Below are 17,695 nucleotides of genomic sequence, written 5' to 3' on the forward strand. Positions count from 1 at the left end.
CCAGTCAGGGGTGAAGACGTGTCCATCATGACAGGTCAGGGGCGGTTTTCGTAGGACTGATCGCACACTTCGACAGCCTTGTCCGGCCCCTCCCCCGGATCCCAGAATCGCGGTCATGAATCACTCCGAGAACGTCGATCATGATGCGGTGCTGCGGGCACGGACGATGCTGCTCGGATCCGACCGGCCGAGCTGGCGGCAGGAGGTCGACGCATACCGGGTGCTCGCGGAAGTGAGCCCGGCGGCCTACCTGCCAAAGCTGGCGCGGGCGTTGACCTCGTACCGCAACCGCAACTGGCGCACGGCCCGCCCGGAGGTGGAGCTCGCACTCCACGCCGAGGCCGCCGACGCCGCACGGCGCATCGGCCACGACGAACCGAACCGGACCGAAGTGCTCTGCCAGATCCTGGACTCGTACCGGCGGACCCTGCTCACTGCCGGGCGGCGGGCCGAGGCGTTCGCCGTGTGCGAGGAGATGGCCGAGGCGGGGAGGCTGGGCTTCGAGCGGGGGCAGGTGCCGAGTCGCTGGTACGGACACGGCCGACTGGCGACGATGCTGTCCGAGGAGGGGCGCCACGGGGAGGCGGCCGACATCCGCGGCAGGGCCGCGGCGGCGGTGGGGGATCTGGACGCCGCCGGACGGCACGAGGAAGCACTGGCGGCCTTCACCGATCTCGTGGACCACACCCGGACCGAGACAGAGGCCGAGGCGTCCGCCCTGGCCAACCTCGTGTGGGGACTCATCCACCGCTCCGGGATGTTCGACGCCGGCGGTCGGCGGGAAGAGGCCGGAGCGGATCGGCAGGAGGCCCTCCGGATCCTCGCCCGGCTGTCGGAGTCGGGCGAGCCCAGCCGCCGGAGCAGCGCCCTCTCCTGGTGGTCCACCCTGTTCGCCCTGTCGGGCCGGGCGGCCGAGCCGCCCGCGACCCGGGACGCGCCGATGCCGCCCTTCGGGACCGACTGCGACCACTGGTCCCGCGACACGAGGGAGGCATACGTCGCCGGCATCCCCGTGCTGGAGAAGGAAGTCGCCGAGCTGGCCGGAGCCGGACGGATCACCGAGGCGGTGGAAGCGCATCACCGGTTGGTCCGGCGCTCCGCCGTCCTCCATCAGCAGCGTTCGTACCGGATCGAGGAACCCCTGCGCCCCCTCTTCAACGAGTGCGTGGCGCTCGCCCGGCGCGTTCCCGACGCGCCGGAGACGGTCGCACGAGCCCTGACCGACCGCGCCATGTTCCTCGCCGCCGCCGCCCGCTACGGGGAGGCCCACGCGGACCTCGCGGAGGCTGTCGACCTCCTGGACGGGGCCGCGCGCACACCAATCGTTACCCGCACGTAACTTGCCGACCGGTTACCACGAGTAAGGCCTCGCGGTTACCGTCGGGTCACTTTCACTGCCCCCCATCAGCGTCCGTACTGCCTCCCCAGCAGTACCCCAGTGAGGAGTGACCCGTGCGACGCACACCCCTGGCCCTCGCCGCCTCGGCCGCCCTCGTGGCCGGGGCGGCCCTCGGGCTCGCGCCCGCCGCCCAGGCCGAAGAGACCGCCGGCACCGGCATCCGCTTCGTCGACATCGTCGGGGAGGGCGGCACCGTCCTCAAGGCGAACGTCGTCACCCCCGCCGGGTCCACCGACACCACCCGCCACCCCCTGATCGTGCTGCCCACCAGCTGGGCCATGCCCCAGATCGAGTACCTCGCCCAGGCCAAGCTGCTCGCCGACTCCGGTTACATCGTGGTGAGTTACAACTCACGCGGCTTCTGGCAGTCCGGCGGCGAGATCGAGACCGCAGGACCCAAGGACATCGCCGACGCCTCCAAGGTGATCGACTGGGCCCTCGCCCACACCGCCGCCGACCCCGCCCACATCGGCATGGCGGGGGTCTCGTACGGCGCCGGGATCAGCCTGCTCGCGGCCGCCAGCGATCCGCGGATCAAGGCTGTCGCCGCGCTCAGCGGCTGGGCCGACCTCATCGAGTCCATCTACAGCGGCCGTACCCAGCACGTCCAGGCCGCCGCCCTGCTCGGCGGCGCCGGCTACCTCACCGGCCGCCCCGGACCTGAACTCAAGGAGATCCTGGGCGACTTCCTCTCCTCCAACCTGGAGAAGGAGGAGGACATGATCGCCTGGGGCCGCAAGCGCTCCGCCGTCGAGCAGCTGGACCGGATCAACGCCAACGGCGCCGCGATCATGCTCGGCAACGCCTGGGGCGACACCATCTTCCCGCCCAACCAGTACGCGAGCTTCTTCGAGAAGCTCACCGGTCCCAAGCGGCTGGAGTTCCGCCCCGGCGACCACGCCACCGCGGAGGCCACCGGACTGTTCGGACTGCCCAACGACACCTGGACCAGCGCCCACCGCTGGTTCGACCGCCACCTCAAGGGCGTCGACAACGGCATCGACCGCGAGCAGCCCGTCCAGCTCAAGTCCCGGTCCACCGGCGGCTACGAGGGCTACCCCGACTGGAAGTCCGTCCACGCGAACCAGCGGACGTTCGACCTCGGGGGTACGCAGCGGGTCTGGGCGAACGTCGACTCCGGCGCCAACGGCGGCATCACGCTGCTCACCAACGCCCTGGACCAGTTCCTCCGCACCCCGCCCATGGTCTCCGTCCCCCTCCTCCCCCGTGCCTTCGCCGGCGTCTGGCAGTCGGAGCGGTACGACACCCCGCAGCGGGTGCGCGGCACGGTGAAGGTGCACACCACCGTCACCTCCACCGAGGAGAGCGGCACCCTCGTCGCGTACCTCTACGACGTCGGTCCGCTCGGGATCGGCAAGCTCGTCAGCAACGCCCCGTACACCTTCCACGACCGGACGCCGGGCAAGCCGTTCGGCGTCGATCTGGAGCTGTTCTCCACGGCGTACGACGTCCCGGCGGGACACCGTCTCGCGCTGGTCGTCGACACCGTCGACCCGCTCTACATCGAGCACAACCCGACCGGCGCGCAGCTGACCTTCTCCTCCCCGTCGGCCGACCCGTCGTACGTGTCGGTACCGCTGCGGAAGGAGTGATCACCGGCTGCTGCCGGGCGGGTGCGGCCCTCGCTCGCTACTGGGGTCCCGGCAGCAGCGTCTCTGGTTCGGCCGGAGCGACGTCCACGGCCTTCGTCTTCGGGCTGCGACGCTCTCGCTCGGCCACCCAGGTGGCGAACCAGGAGAGCAGCATGCACATCCCGATGTAGATCGGTGAGATCACCAGGACGACCGGGATGAACGGCAGGTCGTAGTCCAGGTTGGAGGCGATCAGCTTGCCCGCGTGGAGGAACTCCTCGTAGGTGATGAGGAATCCGAGCGAGGTGTCCTTGAGGGCGACCACCAACTGGCTGATGATCGCGGGCAGCATGGCGCGGACGGCCTGGGGCACCAGGACGTAGGTCATGACCTGCGTCTTGCGCATGCCGAGGGCGTACGCGGCCTCGCCCTGGCCTCGTGCGACGGCGTGGATGCCGGTGCGGAAGACCTCCGCGAGGACGGAACCGTTGTAGAGGGTCAGTCCGGCGACGAGCGCGGGAAGGGCCTGCACCTTGAGCGCCACGAAGATGAAGAAGATCATCACGAGGACGGGCATGGCGCGGAAGAACTCGACGAGCAGGGTCGAGGTCCAGCGGAGCACCCGGTGTTCGGAGAGGCGGCCGGTGGCGAGGACCGCGCCGAGGGCGAGCGACAGCACCGAGGCGTAGGCGAAGGCCTTGAGGGTGTTGCCGAGTCCTTCGAGCAGCAGCTCCTGGATGCCCTTGTAGAGGAAGGGCGACCACTTGGTCGAGGTGAACTGGTCGTTGTCGAAGAGGAGATAGAGGATCCAGCCGGCCAGTGCGAGGAGCACGAGGGTCGACGCGAGGCCGTAGAGGAGGTGGCGGCGGCGGGCGCTCGGCCCGGGGATGTCGTAGAGGGCGGTGGAATCGGTCATCGGGCGACTCCCCAGCGCTTCTCGAGGACGTTGAAGAGGGCGCTGATGGTGAGGGTGATGATGAGGTAGCCGACGGCGATCCAGACGAAGGTCCAGACGATGTTGTAGCCGAGTTCGCTCAAGGTCTTGTAGGTGCCGAGAAGTTCCGTGACGCTGAACGCGCCGGCGATGGCCGAGTTCTTGGCGAGGGCGATCAGGGTGGAGCCGATCGGCGGGATGACCGTACGGAAGGCCTGGGGCAGGACGACCGTGCCGAGGGACTGGGAGAAGCTCATCCCCAGACTGCGGGCGGCCTCGCCCTGCCCACGCGGCACCGTGTTGATGCCGGAGCGCAGCACCTCGCAGATGAAGGCCGAGGTGTAGCAGCCGAGCGCGAGGACCGCGAACAGCTTGAAGGGCAGCACGAGCCCGAACCGGGGCAGGCCCAGCATGACGGCGAAGAAGAGCAGGGTCAGCGGGGTGTTGCGCAGGACGGTGACCCAGACCGTGCCGAAGACCCGGAAGGATCCCACGGGCGCGACCCGGAACGAGGCCATGAGGAAGCCCAGGACGAGGGCCAACGCCGAGGCGTATACGGTGAGTTCGACGGTGCCGAGGAATCCCTCGGCGTAGAGCGAGAAGTTGTCTGTCAGGACGTCCATGTCGGGAGGCTCCTCTCGTCAGCTCGCCGGATAGCGGTCGATGGGCGGCGGTGTCGGGGCGGGGACCCCGGAGAGGCCGAGGGTGGCGTCGTAGGCCTTCTTCCAGTCGCCGTTCTTCTCGTGGGCGGCGAGGGCGTCGTCGAGGGCGAAGCGCAGGGCGTTGTCCCCGCGCGGGACGCCGATGCCGTACGGCTCCTTCGAGAACGGTTCGCCGACGACCTTCAGTTCGTCCGGGACCTTGGCGGCGTAGCCCATCAGGATCGTGTCGTCGGTGGTGACCGCGTCGACCTGGTAGGTCAGCAGGTTGTCCACGCAGGCGGAGTACGTGTCGTAGGCGACGAGTTCGGCCTTCGGATAGTCCTTCTCGATGCGTTGGTACGGGGTGGAGCCGGCCGCGGAGCAGACCCGCTTGCCGGCCAGGTCCTGGGGGCCGTCGATGTCGTTCTCGTCGGTGCGGACCAGGAGGGACTGGCCGGCCATGTAGTAGGGCCCCGCGAAGCCGACGAGCTTCTTGCGGTTGTCGTTGATGGTGTAGGTGCCGACGTAGTAGTCGATCTGCCCGTTCTGCAGGGCGGTTTCGCGGTTGGCCGAGGCGATCGTTCGGAAGTCGATGCCGGCCGGGTCGAAGCCGAGCGATGCGGCCATCATCCTGGCGATCTCGATGTCGAAGCCGGAGTAGCGGCCGGTGGCCGGGTCCTTCTCGCCCATGTACGGCTGGTCCTCCTTGGCGCCGACGACGAGACGGCCGCGCTTCTTCGCCCGGTTCCAGGTGCTGGATTCCGGCAGGGTGAAGCCGGACCGGACCTGATAGACCGGGAGTTGGTCGGGCTGCGGGCCCTTGACGGGCGGGCTGCCCTCCCTGCCGCAGCCGACGAGCGCCGCCGTCAGGGCGAGCAGCAGGGCGAGCGCGGCCGGGGCGCGGTGCGGGCGGTGCGGGCGGTGCGTACGCTGCATGGTTCCCACCCCGCTCAATGCTTGAGGATCTTGGACAGGAAGTCCTTGGCGCGCTCGCTGCGCGGGGCGGTGAAGAAGTCCTCCGGCGCGCGGTCCTCGACGATCTTCCCGTCGGCCATGAAGACGACCCGGTTGGCGGCGGAGCGGGCGAAGCCCATCTCGTGGGTGACGACCACCATCGTCATGCCCTCGTGCGCGAGTTGCTGCATGACCTCCAGGACCTCGTTGATCATCTCCGGGTCGAGGGCCGAGGTCGGCTCGTCGAAGAGGAGCGCCTTGGGGTCCATGGCGAGGGCGCGGGCGATGGCCACGCGCTGCTGCTGGCCGCCGGAGAGCTGGGCCGGGTACTTGTCGGCGTGCGCGGCGAGTCCGACCCGGTCGAGGAGTTCGCGTGAACGCCGGTCGGCCTCCTCCTTCTTGCGCTTGCGGACCTTGATCTGCGCGAGGGAGACGTTGGCGAGGACGGTCTTGTGCGCGAAGAGGTTGAACGACTGGAAGACCATGCCGACCTCGGCGCGCAGCCTGGCGAGTGCCTTGCCCTCCTCGGGGAGCGGCTGCCCGTCGATGACGATCTCGCCCGACTCCACGCTCTCCAGGCGGTTCATCGCCCGGCAGAGGGTGGACTTGCCGGATCCTGACGGGCCGATGACGACGACCACCTCCCCCCGCCCGACGGTGAGATCGATGGACTGGAGGACGTGCAACGTGCCGTAGTGCTTGTTGACGCCACGCAGTTCGATCAGCGGATCGACGACGGCCATACGCTGCCCTGCCCCATTTCTCAGCGGTGTCGTGTCAGCGCAAACTATCCACCAGAAAAGGGACTTCACGCCCGACACGCATGAAATCGCAATAAGCCGTATTTACTGCAGAAGGGTGGCGGGAGTGGGGGCGCGGGACCGGCGCGCGTAGGGGCACGGTACCGGCGCGCGGGGGGGGCGGAGTCAGTACTCGGCGGCCTCTGCGTACGTCTGGGAGAGCTCCGGCGAGCCCGTCATCGCCCAGTCGAGACCGGCCTCGACGACCTGGATCTCCCGGCCGGAGGCCAGCCGCACCACCGGACCGCCGCCGGGCCACACCTGCCAGCGCGCGCCGGGTACGTTCCGCACGATCACGGTGCCGAGGTAGAGCCCGGCGTCATTGCCGATCCAGGGCAGCTCCTCCGGGTCGTCGCGCCAGCGGGGCGGCAGCTGGTCGAGCTCCTGGAGGGAACGCGGGGTGTCATCGAGTGCCACCCCGGACTGCGCGACCCGGGCGCGCAGCAGCTCGCACTCGGCGAGCAGCTCGGCCACACCGTCGGGGTCACGGTCGAAGGCCGCAGCCAGCGGGGAGTCGGTCGACTCGGGTGCGTGCCGCTTGCGCCAGTTGTCCAGGAATGGAATGTTCATCCGAACAGCGTCGCACCGTCACCTCCTGGTCGACCACCCGGCGCGCGGAGATCGTTCCCGCGGCCGGGCCGGGCGCGCGTCCGCTACACGTCGAGGTCGACCACGACGGGCGCGTGGTCCGAGGCGCCCTTGCCCTTGCGCTCCTCGCGGTCGACGTAGCTGTCCGTGACGGCCTCGGCGAAGGGCTTGTTGCCGTAGACCAGGTCGATGCGCATGCCCCGGTTCTTCGGGAAGCAGAGCTGGCGGTAGTCCCAGTAGGTGAAGGGGTGGTCGTACTTGAGGGGGCGCGGGACCACGTCGGCCAGACCGGTCTCACGGAGGCCGGCGAGCGCGGCCCGCTCGGGCTCCGTCACGTGCGTCAGGCCCTCGAAGACCGTGCGGTCCCAGACGTCGTCGTCGGTCGGCGCGATGTTGTAGTCGCCGAGGACCGCGAAGGGCCTGTCCCCCGCCGCGTCGTCCGCGACGGCCGCCTTCAGGGCCTCCAGCCAGCGCAGCTTGTACGCGTAGTGCTCGTGCTCGACCTCCCGGCCGTTCGGCACGTACACCGACCAGACGCGGACCGGGCCGCAGGTCGCGGAGATCGCCCGGGGCTCATCGAGCTCGTCGTACGCCGGGCCGCCGGGCAGCCCCATGACGACGTCGTCGAGGCCGACGCGGGAGACCAGGGCCACGCCGTTCCACCGGCCCGTGGCGTTGACCACGGACTCGTACCCGAGGGCGCGCAGCTCCTCGGTGGGGAACTGCTCGGCGGTGCACTTGGTCTCCTGGATGCACAGCACGTCCGTGCCGCTGCTCTCCAGCCAGGCGAGGAGTCGGGGCAGTCGGGCGGTGATCGAATTGACGTTCCAGGTGGCGATGCGCATGTGCGCAAGCCTACGTGCGGGGTCCGACAATCGGCGCCGTTGCGGTCCGGAGGGCGTCGGGGGCCCGACGGCCCGGCTCAGAGCTCGGCGGAGGCGCCGGGGGCGAGCCGCTGGTGGTCGGTGCCGCCGAGCGCACCGATCTGACGGTCGTAGATGGGCCGGGCGAGATCCGTGAGCAGGGCGTCGTGGATGTCGTACGCCCGGCGCGGCCGGACCTCGCGCACGTAGTCGATGACCTCGGAGATCTTGTTCCACGGGGCCATCACGGGGAGCAGCAGCGTGTCCACGGGGTGGTCGGGCACGGTGAGCGCGTCGCCGGGGTGGAAGACGGCCCCGCCGTCGACGAGGTACCCCACGTTGGTGATGCGCGGGATGTCCGGGTGGATCACGGCGTGCAGCTCGCCGTGCACCTGGACGTCGAAACCGGCGGCCGTGAACGTGTCACCGTGTCCGACGGTGTGCACGCGGCCCGGGAAGGCCGCCGAGAGCTGGTCGGCGACGCTGCGCAGCGTCCAGATCTCGGCGGCCGGGTTGGCCTCCAGAGCGGCCCGCAGGCGGCTCTCGTCGAAGTGGTCGGGGTGCTCGTGCGTCACGAGCAGGGCGTCGGCCCCGAGGACCGCGTCCTCCTCGGTGAACATGCCGGGGTCGAGGACGAGCGTCCGCCCGTCCTTCTCCAGCCGCACGCACGCGTGGGACTTCTTCGTCAGCTTCACGGGGCCAGGCTACGCCGGGGGCGTCGTCTCCTCCTCGACGACGCGGGCGACCACGCGCAGGGCGGTCTCGGCGGCGGGGAAGCCGCAGTACACGCCCGCGTGGAGGACGATTTCGCGGAGCTCCTCGGCGGACAGACCGTTGCGGAGGGCCGCGCGGGTGTGGTCGGCGAGGGCGTCCCGATGACCTCCGGCGATGAGGGCCGTCAGGGTGACGACGCTCCGGGTGCGCCGGTCGAGACCGTCCCGGCTCCAGACCTCGCCCCAGGCGTACCGGGTGACGAGGTCCTGGAAGGCGCTGTCGGCGTCGTCGGAGAGGGCCTGGTCCACATGGGCGTCGCCGAGGACCTCGCGCCGCAGCCCGAGCCCCTTCTCGTACGGGTCGGGGCGGCCGGCCTCGGTGGGCTCGGCGTCCGGGACCGGCTCGGCGGCGGGCACCGGGGCCGCGGGCAGCGGCGGCACGGTCAGGGTGCCGCTGGTGTCCGGGGCCGTACCGGCGAAGTGCTCGATGAGCAGGTCGGTGACGGCGGCGGGCTGCTCGACGGGAGCCAGGTGCGAGGCGCCGGGGACGACGGCGAGCCGGGCGTCGGCGATCCCCGCGACCAGGGTGCGGGCCTCGGCGGGGCCGGTGACCTGGTCCTCCGAGCCGACGAGGACGAGCGCCGGGATGGCGATCCGGTCGAGGGCCTCCCGGACGTCGAAGACGGCGAGGGCCTCGCAGGCGGCGATGTAACAGGCGGGGTCGGTCGTCCGGACCATCTGCACGGCCCAGTCCACGATCGCGGGCTGCGCGCCCGCGAACACCGAGGTGAACCACTGCTCGGGCGCGGTGCGCGCCATCGGCTCCAGACCGTTGGCGCGGACGATGACACCGCGCTGGCGGAACTCGTCGGCGCTGCCGAACCGGGGCGAGGTGGCGACCAGGGCGAGGGAGGCGACCCGGTGGGGGGCGCGCAGGGCCAGGTCGAGGCCGACGGCGCCCCCGAGGGAGCAGCCCGTGTACCCGAAGCGCTGGACGCCGATCGAGTCGAGGGTGGCGAGGAGCCGGTCACCGAGTTCGGCGACGGAGGTGAAGGGCTCGGCGGGCGCCCCGCCGTGCCCGGGAAGGTCGAAACGGACGACCCGCCAGTCGCGGGTGAGTTCCGGTATCTGCCGGTCCCACATGTGCCAGGTGGTGCCCAGGGAGGGTCCCAGCACGAGGACGGGAGCCGTTTCTTGCCCGTCGACGCGGTATTGCAGGGTGTTCGATGATGTCTCGCTCACCCGCTAGACCCTCTCATCTCCCACGACCGCCCCTTTGACCGGGGGCACGGGTGGAACGCCTTCACCGGTCCGACCAGGTCAGCCGATGATGGCGACCGGGGCGTCCCAGGCGTTGCGGTCGACGGTGATGGTGTGGCCGCCGCGGGATTCCCTGCTGGTGGCCTGGTACTGGTGGCCGCGGCTGTGGTCGGTGTACAGCTTCGGGTCCCAGGGCCAGTCCGCGGTGGTGGTCTGCCGGTCGTTCCACAGGGCGTACCAGAGATTTCCCGGCAGGGCGGCTGCGCCCCGACGTAGAGCGGGAGGACACGCCGGCCGAGCGTGTCCATAGCCCGGTTTCACAGGTGCGGAGGGCGACCCGCCTTCCCGCCCCGGCGCTCGGCCGACGCGCCTCGGGCCTCCTCCTGCATCCGTCGGCCCTCCGCCCGGTCGGCGGGGTTCTGCAGGACTTTGCCGTCGGACTCCTTCATCATTCCCCGTACGCGCTTGAGCGTGTCTTTCAGGATGCTCATCGTCATCTGCTCCAGGTTCCTCTGCTCGAATCGGTGGCATCGGCCCGTGCCGCGTACCTTCCCGAAGGAGGAGACGTAAACCATGCGATAAGGAGCTTTTCCGGAGAATTCACCTGGCGCGTGCGGTGCGATCGACCGGACGGCACGTGCGGCCGATAATGGGATCTATGCGTCACACCGCAAGGAAACCGCATGGACCGCCGACCTTGACGGTCAAGGGGCGGGACATGCGCGTGCGCACCATCGGTTTCGTGGTTCTCGCCGCCCTGGCCATCTGGTTCATCGCGGCCAACACCGGTTCGATCACCATCAGGCTCTGGATCCCGACGGTCACCCTTCCGCTGTGGATCGTCCTCACCGTCACCCTCCTCGTGGGCATCGCCCTCGGCCTGCTCGTCGCCCGGCGCCGCGCGCAGCGGTGAAGCGACGGCGGCGAAGCGGCGGCGAAGCGGCGGCGGCGAAGCGGCGGCGGCGAAGCACGCGCTTCCGTCCCGGCGGCCGCCGCCGGGCGGGTGGTCAGTCGCTGTCGCCCGTCGTGATCCGGACGCACTCCCCCACCACCTCGGCCAGGTCCCGGCTCTCGCGGTGGAGGCTCCGCTGGACCTGTGCGCCGCCGCCGTGGTCGAGCAGCGCGGCGATGGCCGGACGGGCCGAGTCGAGGTCGCCGTCGTCCCGTAGCGCGTCCTGGACGTGGTCCAGCAGGATGCCCAGCGCCGCCTCCGCCGGGGTCTCACGCATGGTGCGGGGGTCGAGGAGCGGCCCGTCCAGTCCTGACCGGGCAGCCCGCCAGGCCGCAAGACGCAGGAGTCCCGTGGGGATGCGCGCCGGTGGTTCGCCGCTCCGCCAGGCACGGGCGGCGGTCTCGACGAGCCCCCGGGCGAGGGTGGCGACGAGCACCGTGGTGTCCGGCCGCAGACAGACGTCGGCGACGCGAATCTCGACGGTCGGCCAGCTGTGGGACAGCCGGGCGTCGAAGTAGACCATGCCCGGGTCCCGGAGAACCCCGGTCGCCAACATGTCCCGGACCCGGTCCTTGTAGCCGCTCGCGTCGCCGAACGGCTCGTACGGCCCGGCCGACGGCCATCGGTTCCAGACCCGGCTGCGGTAGCTGCTGTATCCGGTGTCCTGGCCGTTCCAGAAGGGCGAGTTGCCACTGACGGCCGTCAGAAGGTGCAGCCAGGGGCGGATGCGGTCGAGCACCCCGACACCCTCCTCGTCGGATTCCACCGAGACGTGTACATGGCAGCCGCAGGTGAGCTGCTCCTGGGTGGTGAGGGCGAACTGCTCGGCCATCCACCGGTACCTGCGGCCGAGGTTCAGTGACGGCTTCACCGGCAGCGGTGAGGTGGCCAGGGCGGCGATCCGGGCCCCGGCCCGCTCGGCGTGGCGGGCGGCCTCGCCCCGGCACCGCACGATGTCCTCGCGCAGTTCACGCATGTCGGACACGGGTTTGGTGGCGAACTCCAGCTGCTCCTGGTGCAGTTCCTTCTCGAAGACGCCCGGCGGCTCCTCTCCGCCGTCGTGGGCCGCCACGGCCAGGACGGTGGAGGACATGGCGAGCGGCTCGCCGGTCGTCGGGCTGACCAGCAGCAGTTCCTCTTCCACTCCTACAGTGCGCATGGGCCTTCCTGTGCCTGTGCGAAACGGGTGGCTGCTGTGACGTATGCCCCGCCCGGCGGGCCTCAAGCCCTGCGGTCGGCCTCGGTCGGGGGGCTCGCGTTCCCGGCCGCCGCCTCAGCCGGCGCGCTCGTCGCCGCGGCCGCCAGGACCGCGCCGGGCAGCAGCGGCAGAGGCAGCGGCAGCGGCAGCCACGGAACACGCTTGGCGAGCAGCAGGTGCTGTGTCCACATCCAGATGCCCGCGCGGCGAACAGCAGCGGCAGGGCGGCCAGGAAGGCTGAGCCGCCCAGCGCTCCATCCGGCCCCCTCCGGGCATCCGGCCCTACGCCCGGACGGGCGTTTCCTCGTCGGCGTCCGCGGGCTCCGCCCCGAGGAACCCGACCACCGCGAAGGCGAACAGCAGGGCCAGGGCGAGACCGACGACCACCCAGGCGGTGGGGTGGTCCCACAGGACGTACACGAGGGCGGCCACGGCCACCAGGATCCAGATGATCCACGTCCGGTACCGGCGGACGAAGGGGCCGACCGGGCCCGTCCGCAGACCGGCCCGGTCCGCCGCGGTACGGGTCGCGTCGATGCCGGAGTTCCACATGCGGCGGGTGACGACGGCAGGGCGGCTGGGGCCGGTGAGCCAGGCCGCGAAGGCGACCACCAGGCCGAGGACCACCACCATGCGGACCGTGGTGCGCAGGAAGTGGATCAGCGCGTCGTAGACGGACCCGGCGGCGGCCTGGGAGACGGTGTCGGGCAGGGCGTTGAGGTAGACCGTACGGAAGACGGTCAGGGCGATGCCGAGGACGAGGGCCGCGGCGGCGACACCGATCGCCGAGGCGGTCACGGTGCGGCGGCGATGGCTGGACAGCAGGATTCCCGCGACCACCAGCAGCAGGGCGAGCACGGGAAGCCACAGCCCCATGACCTGGAGCAGGCGGAACCCGGTCTTGACCTTGCCGATGTCGTCGGACGTGACGACCGTGAAGTCGGTGTGGATCTCCGGGATCCGGCCGGCCACGGTGAGTCCCGAGTCGACGAGCCGCCCCTTGACCCGCTCGATCACGGGTGCGAGATCGACCGTCACGGTGTTGTTGTCGATCTGTACGGCTCCGTCGCCGCTGCCGGTCAGGGCGCGGACGACGGAGGTGTGGACGGCCCGGTTGGCGTCGGTCCAGACCGTCTCGAAGGCGTCCGAGGCGACGACCTCCTGCGCCTTGTCGTGGACGAAGCTGCCGAGTGCGCTCTCCAGCGAGCCTCCGAGCTTTCCGAGCCCCTTGGCGAGCAGCGGACGTTGTTCGGGGGCGACCCCCTCCAGGAGGTCCTCCAGGTCGAGGTGGTCCATCACCGCGGTGGTCACCCGGTTCGCGACCGCCGCCTGCACGTCCTCGTCGGAGGCGAGGGGGGCGACGGTGGAGACGTACCGGTCGGTGTCGCCGACGATGTCGGCGGTCCACGCGGCGACGATGCCGAGCGGAACGAGGACGCATCCGATCACGATGAGCACGGCGGCCAGGAACGAACGGCCGCGGTGCCGAGGGGCCGGCCGGGCGGCCGTCTCCCCCTCCAGCGCGGCGACCCGCGCCCGCAACGCGGCCAGTTCGTTCGTGTTCTCGTCGTCCGGCACAGGCGCCTCCTCGCGGTGTGCCCTCAGCCAATCCCGCCCGTATGGTTCCGGCCAGACGGGGCGGAGCGAACGGGTGAGAACACGATCCGAGACGGCCTCCCCTCGCCGGACCTCACCGGCTGACGTACGGCAGCAGTGCCATCTCCCGGGCGTTCTTGATGGCGGCGGCGACCTGTCGCTGCTGCTGGGCGGTGATCCGGGTGACGCGGCGGCTGCGGATCTTGCCGCGGTCCGAGATGAACTTCCGGAGCAGGTCGGTGTCCTTGTAGTCGATGTACGTGATCTTGGCGGCGTCGAGCGGGTTGGGGCGGCTCTTCACGGGCTTGCGGGGTTCGGGGCGGCGTGCCACGGGGGCTCTCCTCAGATGTTTTCGTTCGGCCGGGTCGGGCTGGACGGGCGGGTGGGTCAGGCGGCGTCGAGGAGGGGGGCGAAGGCGGCGGGGAGGTGCTTCCAGCCGTCCGGCCCGGCCCGGTACTCCTCGTCGGTGAGGAGGCAGGACTCCAGGAGCCGTTCCAGTCCGTCGCGGTCCAAGCCCGGCGAGGTGAAGACGAGGTGCTGGCAGCAGTCGCCGTGCTCGGGATGCCAGTCCAGGGCGGCGGCGGCCCTGCGCATCGGCGGGACCAACTCCCAGGCGGCGTCCGGCAGGGCGGCGAGCCAGGGGCCGGCGCTCTCCACGCACAGCGCACCGCCCGCGGCGTCCCAGGCGAGCAGGGTGTCGGGCCGGTCGGCGAGCCAGAACCGGCCGCGGCTCCGGGCGGCCGCGCAGCACAGGTCCTCCAGCGCCTCGAACAGGCGCTCCGGGTGGAAGGGGCGTCGGCGGTGCCAGACGAGGGTCGCCACCCCGGCGTCGTCCGCGTCCTGGGGCAGCAGGGCGCACGCGGGGTGCTGCGCCGCGGCGGCGGCCTCGATGTCGAAGCCGGCGAAGGCGGCTGCGGCGAGGTCGTCCGAGGCGGCCGCCACCCGGCGCGCGGTGGGGTGCAACTGGGCGAGCAGCGCCCGGTCCTCGTCGTCGGCCTCCGCGTTGTCGACGAGGGCGAGGACGGGCGCGTACTCCAGCTGACGGGCCCAGGTGTCGCCGATGGTGCGCCGGTCGGTGGGTGCGGCGGCGAGGCCCGCTTCGGCGAGGTCGTCACCGTTGGCGAGGTAGGGCAGGACGAGAGCGGGGTCCACCGCGGTGATCACGTTCGTGAGGACCAGATCGTCTCCGGCGTGCGCCGCGACGACCTCGGCCATCGCCTTCGGCTCGACCGAGTCCCACAGTTCGACCACGGCGAGCCGGGTCGGTCCGGAACGGGCCAGCCGCTCCAGCTCCGGTACGAGGTCCTCGCGCAGCGCGCAGCACGCGCAGTCGTTGACGAGGGGGGTGCCGTCCTCGGACAGGAGCCCACTCGCGTCGCGGACGAGACGGCGCACCGTTCCGTCCGGCGCGCCCGCCAGGTCGTGATGGAGGGCGACGCTGCCGGGGACGGCCCGCAGGAGGCGGTCGACGACCTCCTTGCGGGCGTCCGAGTGGATCCCGGCGACGATCACGACGGGCAGCCGGGAATCCCGCGCCATCAGCGGGCCCCGTAGCGGCGCTCGAAGCGCTCGACGCGTCCGGCGGTGTCCATCACGCGGGCGGTGCCCGTGTAGAAGGGGTGGCTCACCGAGGAGATCTCGACGTCGACGACCGGGTACGTCTGTCCGTCCTCCCACTCGATCGTCTTCTCGCTGGTGAGGGTGGAGCGCGTGAGGAACGCGGAGCCGGAGGCGGTGTCGCGGAAGACGACGGGGCCGTAGGCGGGGTGGATGCCGGGCTTCATGACAGGACCTTTCTTCTGTGCGGTGCCTCGCTGCGGCGCCGCGTGGGGGCTTCTGTGCGGCGCCACTGCGGTGCCTCGCTGCTGCGGGGGTGGGGTGCTCAGCGCTCTTCGCGGAAGTCGACGTGGCGGCGGGCCATCGGGTCGTACTTGCGGAGCACCAGCCGGTCGGGGTCGTTCCGCCGGTTCTTGCGGGTGACGTACGTGAAGCCGGTGCCCGCGGTGGAGCGCAGCTTGATGACGGGGCGGAGTTCGTTGCGTGCCATGAGGTTAGTATATGGCAACGGTTTTCATTTCCAATAAGAATCGGCCCTGCGAGGGCCACAGAGAGAGGCAGGTAACACCCATGTCCGCCCACTGCCAGCTGACCGGCGCCAAGCCGGGCTTCGGGAACTCGATCTCCCACTCCCACCGGCGCACCTCGCGCCGCTTCGACCCGAACATCCAGCACAAGCGCTACTGGCTGCCCAGCGAGGGCCGCACCGTCCGTCTGACCCTGAGCGCCCGGGCGATCAGGACGGTGGACGCGATCGGCATCGAGGCGGCCGTGGCCCGGATCCGGGCGCGAGGGGGGAAGGTCTGATGGCGAAGCGGAGCAAGATCGCGCGGAACGAGAAGCGCAAGGTGATCGTCGAGCGCCACGCCGCCAGGCGCGCCGAGCTGAAGGAGATCCTCCGCCGCCCGTCGTCGACCGCCGAGCAGCGCCGTGCCGCGCGGGAGGAACTGGACCGACAGCCGCGCGACGCCAGCGCCACCCGGGTCCGCAACCGCGACAGCGTCGACGGCCGACCCCGCGGCTACCTGCGCACGTTCGGACTCTCGCGGATCCGCACCCGGCAGCAGGCGCACGCGGGTTTCCTTCCCGGCGTCACCACATCCTCCTGGTAGCGAACTCTCCTCGCACAAGGCTCTGACCTGGTCCGACGCAAGCGCCGTGGACCGGCGGGACAGCCCTGGACGGCGCCCGCGCGGTGCGCCGAAAAAAACTTCGGCCAGAGCTGAATCCTCCTGGGGCCTCGCCGTCTCTTATGTGTGTACCGGCCGAACGCGCCGGCGAAGCAACAGGAGGAACACAATGGTCACGGCCCTCGTAGTCATCGGAGTCCTGCTCGTGGGCGCGTGCAGCTGGCACCTCATGCGGCGCTACAAGAGCCGAAGCTGACGAGCTGCCTGCGCGCAGGGCGCCCGCCGGGTATGAGTAGCACATGAACCCACGTTTCTCCTGGCCGGACGAGCGGCTGATCAAGGCCGCTCAGGACGGCGACGTCACGTCGCTCACCACCGTCGTCATGGAGTCGCAGCCTCATGTGCGCAAGTTCGCCAAGTCGCTGTGCTCCTCGCCTCAGGACGCCGAGGACGCCGCACAGGAGGCGCTGATCATCCTCTACCGGAAGATCGGCACCCTGCGGGCCACCGGCGCGCTCGCCTCCTGGATGTTCCGGATCGTGCGCAACGAATGCCTCCGGCAGGTGCGGTTTCTCGTCCATCGCAACGACGAGCAGCCGGCCGAGCCGGAGGCGTCCGCGGAGCCGTCCGCCGAGGAAGCGGTGCTGCACAGGCTGGAAGTGGAGCGGATCGCGGCCGCGGTCGGCGCCCTGCCCCGCGACCAGCGGCAGGTCCTGATCATGCGGGACGTCCAGGGCCTGCCCGGCAGGACCGTCGCCCTTTCCCTCGGTCTGAGCAACGCCGCGATGAAGTCCCGGCTGCACCGGGCACGCGCGGCGGTGCGCCAGTCGCTGGAAGCGATCGACCAAGCACCCGAACAGGCCACCGACCAGGCGGCTTGATCGAGCCATCAACCACCCCGTCGGAGGAGAGTCACGACCGTGAACATCGTGAAGCCCGCACAGGGCGACCAGATCCGGGTCACCACGAAGGCCCCGGCGAACGACATGAACTTCGCCAGCAAGTCCGTCCCGCGCCACCTGGCGCGCGGCGTCATCGGCTTCGGGCTGATCATCGGCTCGATCGCCATGGTGCCCGTCGCCGGCCCGGCCACCCTGCTCGCGGCCCCGCTGGCCCTGATCGCCTTCCGTGGCTGCCCCACCTGCTGGATGGTCGGCCTGGCGCAGACGATCTCGCGCGGCCGACTGGAGCGGCAGTGCGTGGACGGCGTCTGCACCCTGACCAAGGCGGACCCGGCGGCGAAGGCCGAGGGCGAGCCGGCGGCCGACAGAATCCCGGCCGCTTCCCGGTGACCCAGGGTTTTCGGACTTCCGGCCCGGCTGATTCTCGCCCTTGTCGACCGACGTGGGTGAGGTCGCCGGGCCGGAAGGCGTGGGCCGGGCGTGGGCCGTCGGAAGGCCCGTCGATCTCCGACGGCATACGCCTTCCAGGGCGAGAAAGCGCGTGCCCCACAAGTACGCGTCGTTTCCACGTGGTTAACTGAGCGGTTACGCGAGACGAGTCCTCGACGCCGGTCCC

23 protein-coding genes and 1 pseudogene are annotated in these 17,695 nt (G+C 70.9%); 7 read left to right on the plus strand and 17 right to left on the minus strand.

Features of this window, described 5'->3' with window-relative positions; genetic code table 11:
- Nucleotides 1-115: 115 nt before the first annotated feature.
- The gene (locus N5875_RS07335) at nucleotides 116-1,339 is read left to right on the plus strand and encodes a hypothetical protein (RefSeq protein WP_318212667.1); all 1,224 of its coding nucleotides are present in this window, start codon (nucleotides 116-118) and stop codon (nucleotides 1,337-1,339) included.
- A 113-nt stretch (nucleotides 1,340-1,452) separates the two neighbouring features.
- Nucleotides 1,453-3,012: an alpha/beta fold hydrolase gene (locus N5875_RS07340; RefSeq protein ID WP_318212666.1), complete on the plus strand. Its 1,560-nt coding sequence runs from the start codon at nucleotides 1,453-1,455 to the stop codon at nucleotides 3,010-3,012.
- 37 nt (nucleotides 3,013-3,049) lie between these two features.
- Here the strand turns inward: N5875_RS07340 and N5875_RS07345 are convergent, their stop codons facing one another.
- The 10 genes and pseudogenes from N5875_RS07345 to N5875_RS07390 form a co-directional block, all read right to left on the minus strand.
- The gene (locus tag N5875_RS07345) at nucleotides 3,050-3,907 is read right to left on the minus strand and encodes an amino acid ABC transporter permease (RefSeq protein WP_318212665.1); all 858 of its coding nucleotides are present in this window, start codon (nucleotides 3,905-3,907) and stop codon (nucleotides 3,050-3,052) included.
- Nucleotides 3,904-4,548, minus strand: a complete 645-nt coding sequence (locus N5875_RS07350) for an amino acid ABC transporter permease (RefSeq protein ID WP_318212664.1) — start codon at nucleotides 4,546-4,548, stop codon at nucleotides 3,904-3,906. The genes N5875_RS07345 and N5875_RS07350 overlap by 4 nt, the downstream gene beginning before the upstream one ends.
- Nucleotides 4,549-4,566: 18 nt before the next feature.
- A complete protein-coding gene (locus N5875_RS07355; protein ID WP_318212663.1) occupies nucleotides 4,567-5,502 on the minus strand; it encodes a glutamate ABC transporter substrate-binding protein in 936 nt (311 codons plus the stop codon).
- A gap of 14 nt (nucleotides 5,503-5,516) precedes the next feature.
- Nucleotides 5,517-6,263 carry an amino acid ABC transporter ATP-binding protein gene (locus N5875_RS07360; RefSeq protein ID WP_229315492.1) on the minus strand — a complete coding sequence of 249 codons (747 nt, stop codon included), beginning with the start codon at nucleotides 6,261-6,263 and terminating at the stop codon, nucleotides 5,517-5,519.
- 183 nt (nucleotides 6,264-6,446) lie between these two features.
- Entirely contained in the window at nucleotides 6,447-6,890 is a 444-nt protein-coding gene (locus N5875_RS07365; protein WP_318212662.1) for a DUF6278 family protein, read from the minus strand.
- Between the two features lie 83 nt (nucleotides 6,891-6,973).
- Nucleotides 6,974-7,753, minus strand: a complete 780-nt coding sequence (locus N5875_RS07370; protein ID WP_318212661.1) for an exodeoxyribonuclease III — start codon at nucleotides 7,751-7,753, stop codon at nucleotides 6,974-6,976.
- A gap of 77 nt (nucleotides 7,754-7,830) precedes the next feature.
- On the minus strand, nucleotides 7,831-8,466 hold the full coding sequence (locus tag N5875_RS07375; RefSeq protein ID WP_318212660.1) for an MBL fold metallo-hydrolase: 636 nt from the start codon (nucleotides 8,464-8,466) through the stop codon (nucleotides 7,831-7,833).
- Nucleotides 8,467-8,475: 9 nt separating this feature from the next.
- The gene (locus N5875_RS07380; RefSeq protein ID WP_338492370.1) at nucleotides 8,476-9,726 is read right to left on the minus strand and encodes an alpha/beta fold hydrolase; all 1,251 of its coding nucleotides are present in this window, start codon (nucleotides 9,724-9,726) and stop codon (nucleotides 8,476-8,478) included.
- Between the two features lie 78 nt (nucleotides 9,727-9,804).
- Nucleotides 9,805-9,999 (minus strand): annotated as a pseudogene (locus tag N5875_RS07385) (peptidoglycan-binding protein); the annotation flags it as partial.
- Between the two features lie 62 nt (nucleotides 10,000-10,061).
- A complete protein-coding gene (locus N5875_RS07390; protein WP_318212658.1) occupies nucleotides 10,062-10,235 on the minus strand; it encodes a hypothetical protein in 174 nt (57 codons plus the stop codon).
- 227 nt (nucleotides 10,236-10,462) lie between these two features.
- Between N5875_RS07390 and N5875_RS07395 the strand changes: the two genes are divergently transcribed.
- Nucleotides 10,463-10,657 (plus strand): LapA family protein, encoded by a 195-nt coding sequence (locus tag N5875_RS07395; RefSeq protein WP_318212657.1) that lies wholly within the window; start codon nucleotides 10,463-10,465, stop codon nucleotides 10,655-10,657.
- 94 nt (nucleotides 10,658-10,751) lie between these two features.
- Here the strand turns inward: N5875_RS07395 and N5875_RS07400 are convergent, their stop codons facing one another.
- The 7 genes from N5875_RS07400 to rpmG form a co-directional block, all read right to left on the minus strand.
- On the minus strand, nucleotides 10,752-11,855 hold the full coding sequence (locus tag N5875_RS07400; RefSeq protein WP_318212656.1) for a glutamate--cysteine ligase: 1,104 nt from the start codon (nucleotides 11,853-11,855) through the stop codon (nucleotides 10,752-10,754).
- A gap of 62 nt (nucleotides 11,856-11,917) precedes the next feature.
- The gene (locus N5875_RS07405) at nucleotides 11,918-12,085 is read right to left on the minus strand and encodes a hypothetical protein (protein ID WP_338492372.1); all 168 of its coding nucleotides are present in this window, start codon (nucleotides 12,083-12,085) and stop codon (nucleotides 11,918-11,920) included.
- Nucleotides 12,086-12,176: 91 nt separating this feature from the next.
- Nucleotides 12,177-13,472 carry a hypothetical protein gene (locus N5875_RS07410; protein WP_338492373.1) on the minus strand — a complete coding sequence of 432 codons (1,296 nt, stop codon included), beginning with the start codon at nucleotides 13,470-13,472 and terminating at the stop codon, nucleotides 12,177-12,179.
- A gap of 112 nt (nucleotides 13,473-13,584) precedes the next feature.
- Entirely contained in the window at nucleotides 13,585-13,821 is a 237-nt protein-coding gene (gene rpsR / locus N5875_RS07415; RefSeq protein ID WP_318212654.1) for a 30S ribosomal protein S18, read from the minus strand.
- Nucleotides 13,822-13,877: 56 nt separating this feature from the next.
- Entirely contained in the window at nucleotides 13,878-15,029 is a 1,152-nt protein-coding gene (locus tag N5875_RS07420; RefSeq protein WP_318212653.1) for a GTP-binding protein, read from the minus strand.
- Nucleotides 15,029-15,274: a type B 50S ribosomal protein L31 gene (locus tag N5875_RS07425; RefSeq protein WP_229315468.1), complete on the minus strand. Its 246-nt coding sequence runs from the start codon at nucleotides 15,272-15,274 to the stop codon at nucleotides 15,029-15,031. Before N5875_RS07425 ends, N5875_RS07420 begins: the two co-directional genes overlap by 1 nt.
- Before the next feature lie 98 nt (nucleotides 15,275-15,372).
- Nucleotides 15,373-15,537, minus strand: a complete 165-nt coding sequence (rpmG, locus tag N5875_RS07430; protein WP_209497550.1) for a 50S ribosomal protein L33 — start codon at nucleotides 15,535-15,537, stop codon at nucleotides 15,373-15,375.
- Between the two features lie 80 nt (nucleotides 15,538-15,617).
- On the opposite strand from rpmG, the gene rpmB reads away from it, so the two are divergent.
- From rpmB to N5875_RS07450, 4 genes are all read left to right on the plus strand, one after another.
- On the plus strand, nucleotides 15,618-15,854 hold the full coding sequence (gene rpmB, locus N5875_RS07435; RefSeq protein WP_318212652.1) for a 50S ribosomal protein L28: 237 nt from the start codon (nucleotides 15,618-15,620) through the stop codon (nucleotides 15,852-15,854).
- Complete coding sequence (rpsN, locus tag N5875_RS07440; protein ID WP_318212651.1) at nucleotides 15,854-16,159, plus strand: 30S ribosomal protein S14; 306 nt, start codon at nucleotides 15,854-15,856, stop codon at nucleotides 16,157-16,159. The genes rpmB and rpsN overlap by 1 nt, the downstream gene beginning before the upstream one ends.
- A 317-nt stretch (nucleotides 16,160-16,476) precedes the next feature.
- Nucleotides 16,477-17,058 carry an RNA polymerase sigma factor gene (locus N5875_RS07445; protein ID WP_318212650.1) on the plus strand — a complete coding sequence of 194 codons (582 nt, stop codon included), beginning with the start codon at nucleotides 16,477-16,479 and terminating at the stop codon, nucleotides 17,056-17,058.
- Between the two features lie 105 nt (nucleotides 17,059-17,163).
- Nucleotides 17,164-17,469, plus strand: coding sequence for a hypothetical protein (locus N5875_RS07450; protein ID WP_318212679.1), 306 nt, complete (start codon nucleotides 17,164-17,166; stop codon nucleotides 17,467-17,469).
- Nucleotides 17,470-17,695 lie beyond the last annotated feature (226 nt).

Origin of the sequence: Streptomyces sp. SJL17-4, assembly GCF_036826855.1 — a bacterium.
Classification (GTDB): Bacteria; Actinomycetota; Actinomycetes; order Streptomycetales; family Streptomycetaceae; genus Streptomyces.

What these genes read in the sequence shown, in the direction of transcription:
- N5875_RS07335 (WP_318212667.1), top strand. Translation starts at nt 116, where the DNA reads ATGAATCACTCCGAGAACGTCGATCATGATGCGGTGCTGCGGGCACGG.
- N5875_RS07345 (WP_318212665.1), bottom strand. Translation starts at nt 3,907, where the DNA reads ATGACCGATTCCACCGCCCTCTACGACATCCCCGGGCCGAGCGCCCGC.
- N5875_RS07350 (WP_318212664.1), bottom strand. Translation starts at nt 4,548, where the DNA reads ATGGACGTCCTGACAGACAACTTCTCGCTCTACGCCGAGGGATTCCTC.
- N5875_RS07355 (WP_318212663.1), bottom strand. Translation starts at nt 5,502, where the DNA reads ATGCAGCGTACGCACCGCCCGCACCGCCCGCACCGCGCCCCGGCCGCG.
- N5875_RS07360 (WP_229315492.1), bottom strand. Translation starts at nt 6,263, where the DNA reads ATGGCCGTCGTCGATCCGCTGATCGAACTGCGTGGCGTCAACAAGCAC.
- N5875_RS07365 (WP_318212662.1), bottom strand. Translation starts at nt 6,890, where the DNA reads ATGAACATTCCATTCCTGGACAACTGGCGCAAGCGGCACGCACCCGAG.
- N5875_RS07370 (WP_318212661.1), bottom strand. Translation starts at nt 7,753, where the DNA reads ATGCGCATCGCCACCTGGAACGTCAATTCGATCACCGCCCGACTGCCC.
- N5875_RS07390 (WP_318212658.1), bottom strand. Translation starts at nt 10,235, where the DNA reads ATGAGCATCCTGAAAGACACGCTCAAGCGCGTACGGGGAATGATGAAG.
- N5875_RS07395 (WP_318212657.1), top strand. Translation starts at nt 10,463, where the DNA reads ATGCGCGTGCGCACCATCGGTTTCGTGGTTCTCGCCGCCCTGGCCATC.
- N5875_RS07400 (WP_318212656.1), bottom strand. Translation starts at nt 11,855, where the DNA reads ATGCGCACTGTAGGAGTGGAAGAGGAACTGCTGCTGGTCAGCCCGACG.
- N5875_RS07405 (WP_338492372.1), bottom strand. Translation starts at nt 12,085, where the DNA reads ATGTGGACACAGCACCTGCTGCTCGCCAAGCGTGTTCCGTGGCTGCCG.
- N5875_RS07420 (WP_318212653.1), bottom strand. Translation starts at nt 15,029, where the DNA reads ATGGCGCGGGATTCCCGGCTGCCCGTCGTGATCGTCGCCGGGATCCAC.
- N5875_RS07425 (WP_229315468.1), bottom strand. Translation starts at nt 15,274, where the DNA reads ATGAAGCCCGGCATCCACCCCGCCTACGGCCCCGTCGTCTTCCGCGAC.
- rpmG (WP_209497550.1), bottom strand. Translation starts at nt 15,537, where the DNA reads ATGGCACGCAACGAACTCCGCCCCGTCATCAAGCTGCGCTCCACCGCG.
- rpmB (WP_318212652.1), top strand. Translation starts at nt 15,618, where the DNA reads ATGTCCGCCCACTGCCAGCTGACCGGCGCCAAGCCGGGCTTCGGGAAC.
- rpsN (WP_318212651.1), top strand. Translation starts at nt 15,854, where the DNA reads ATGGCGAAGCGGAGCAAGATCGCGCGGAACGAGAAGCGCAAGGTGATC.
- N5875_RS07445 (WP_318212650.1), top strand. Translation starts at nt 16,477, where the DNA reads ATGAACCCACGTTTCTCCTGGCCGGACGAGCGGCTGATCAAGGCCGCT.
- N5875_RS07450 (WP_318212679.1), top strand. Translation starts at nt 17,164, where the DNA reads ATGAACTTCGCCAGCAAGTCCGTCCCGCGCCACCTGGCGCGCGGCGTC.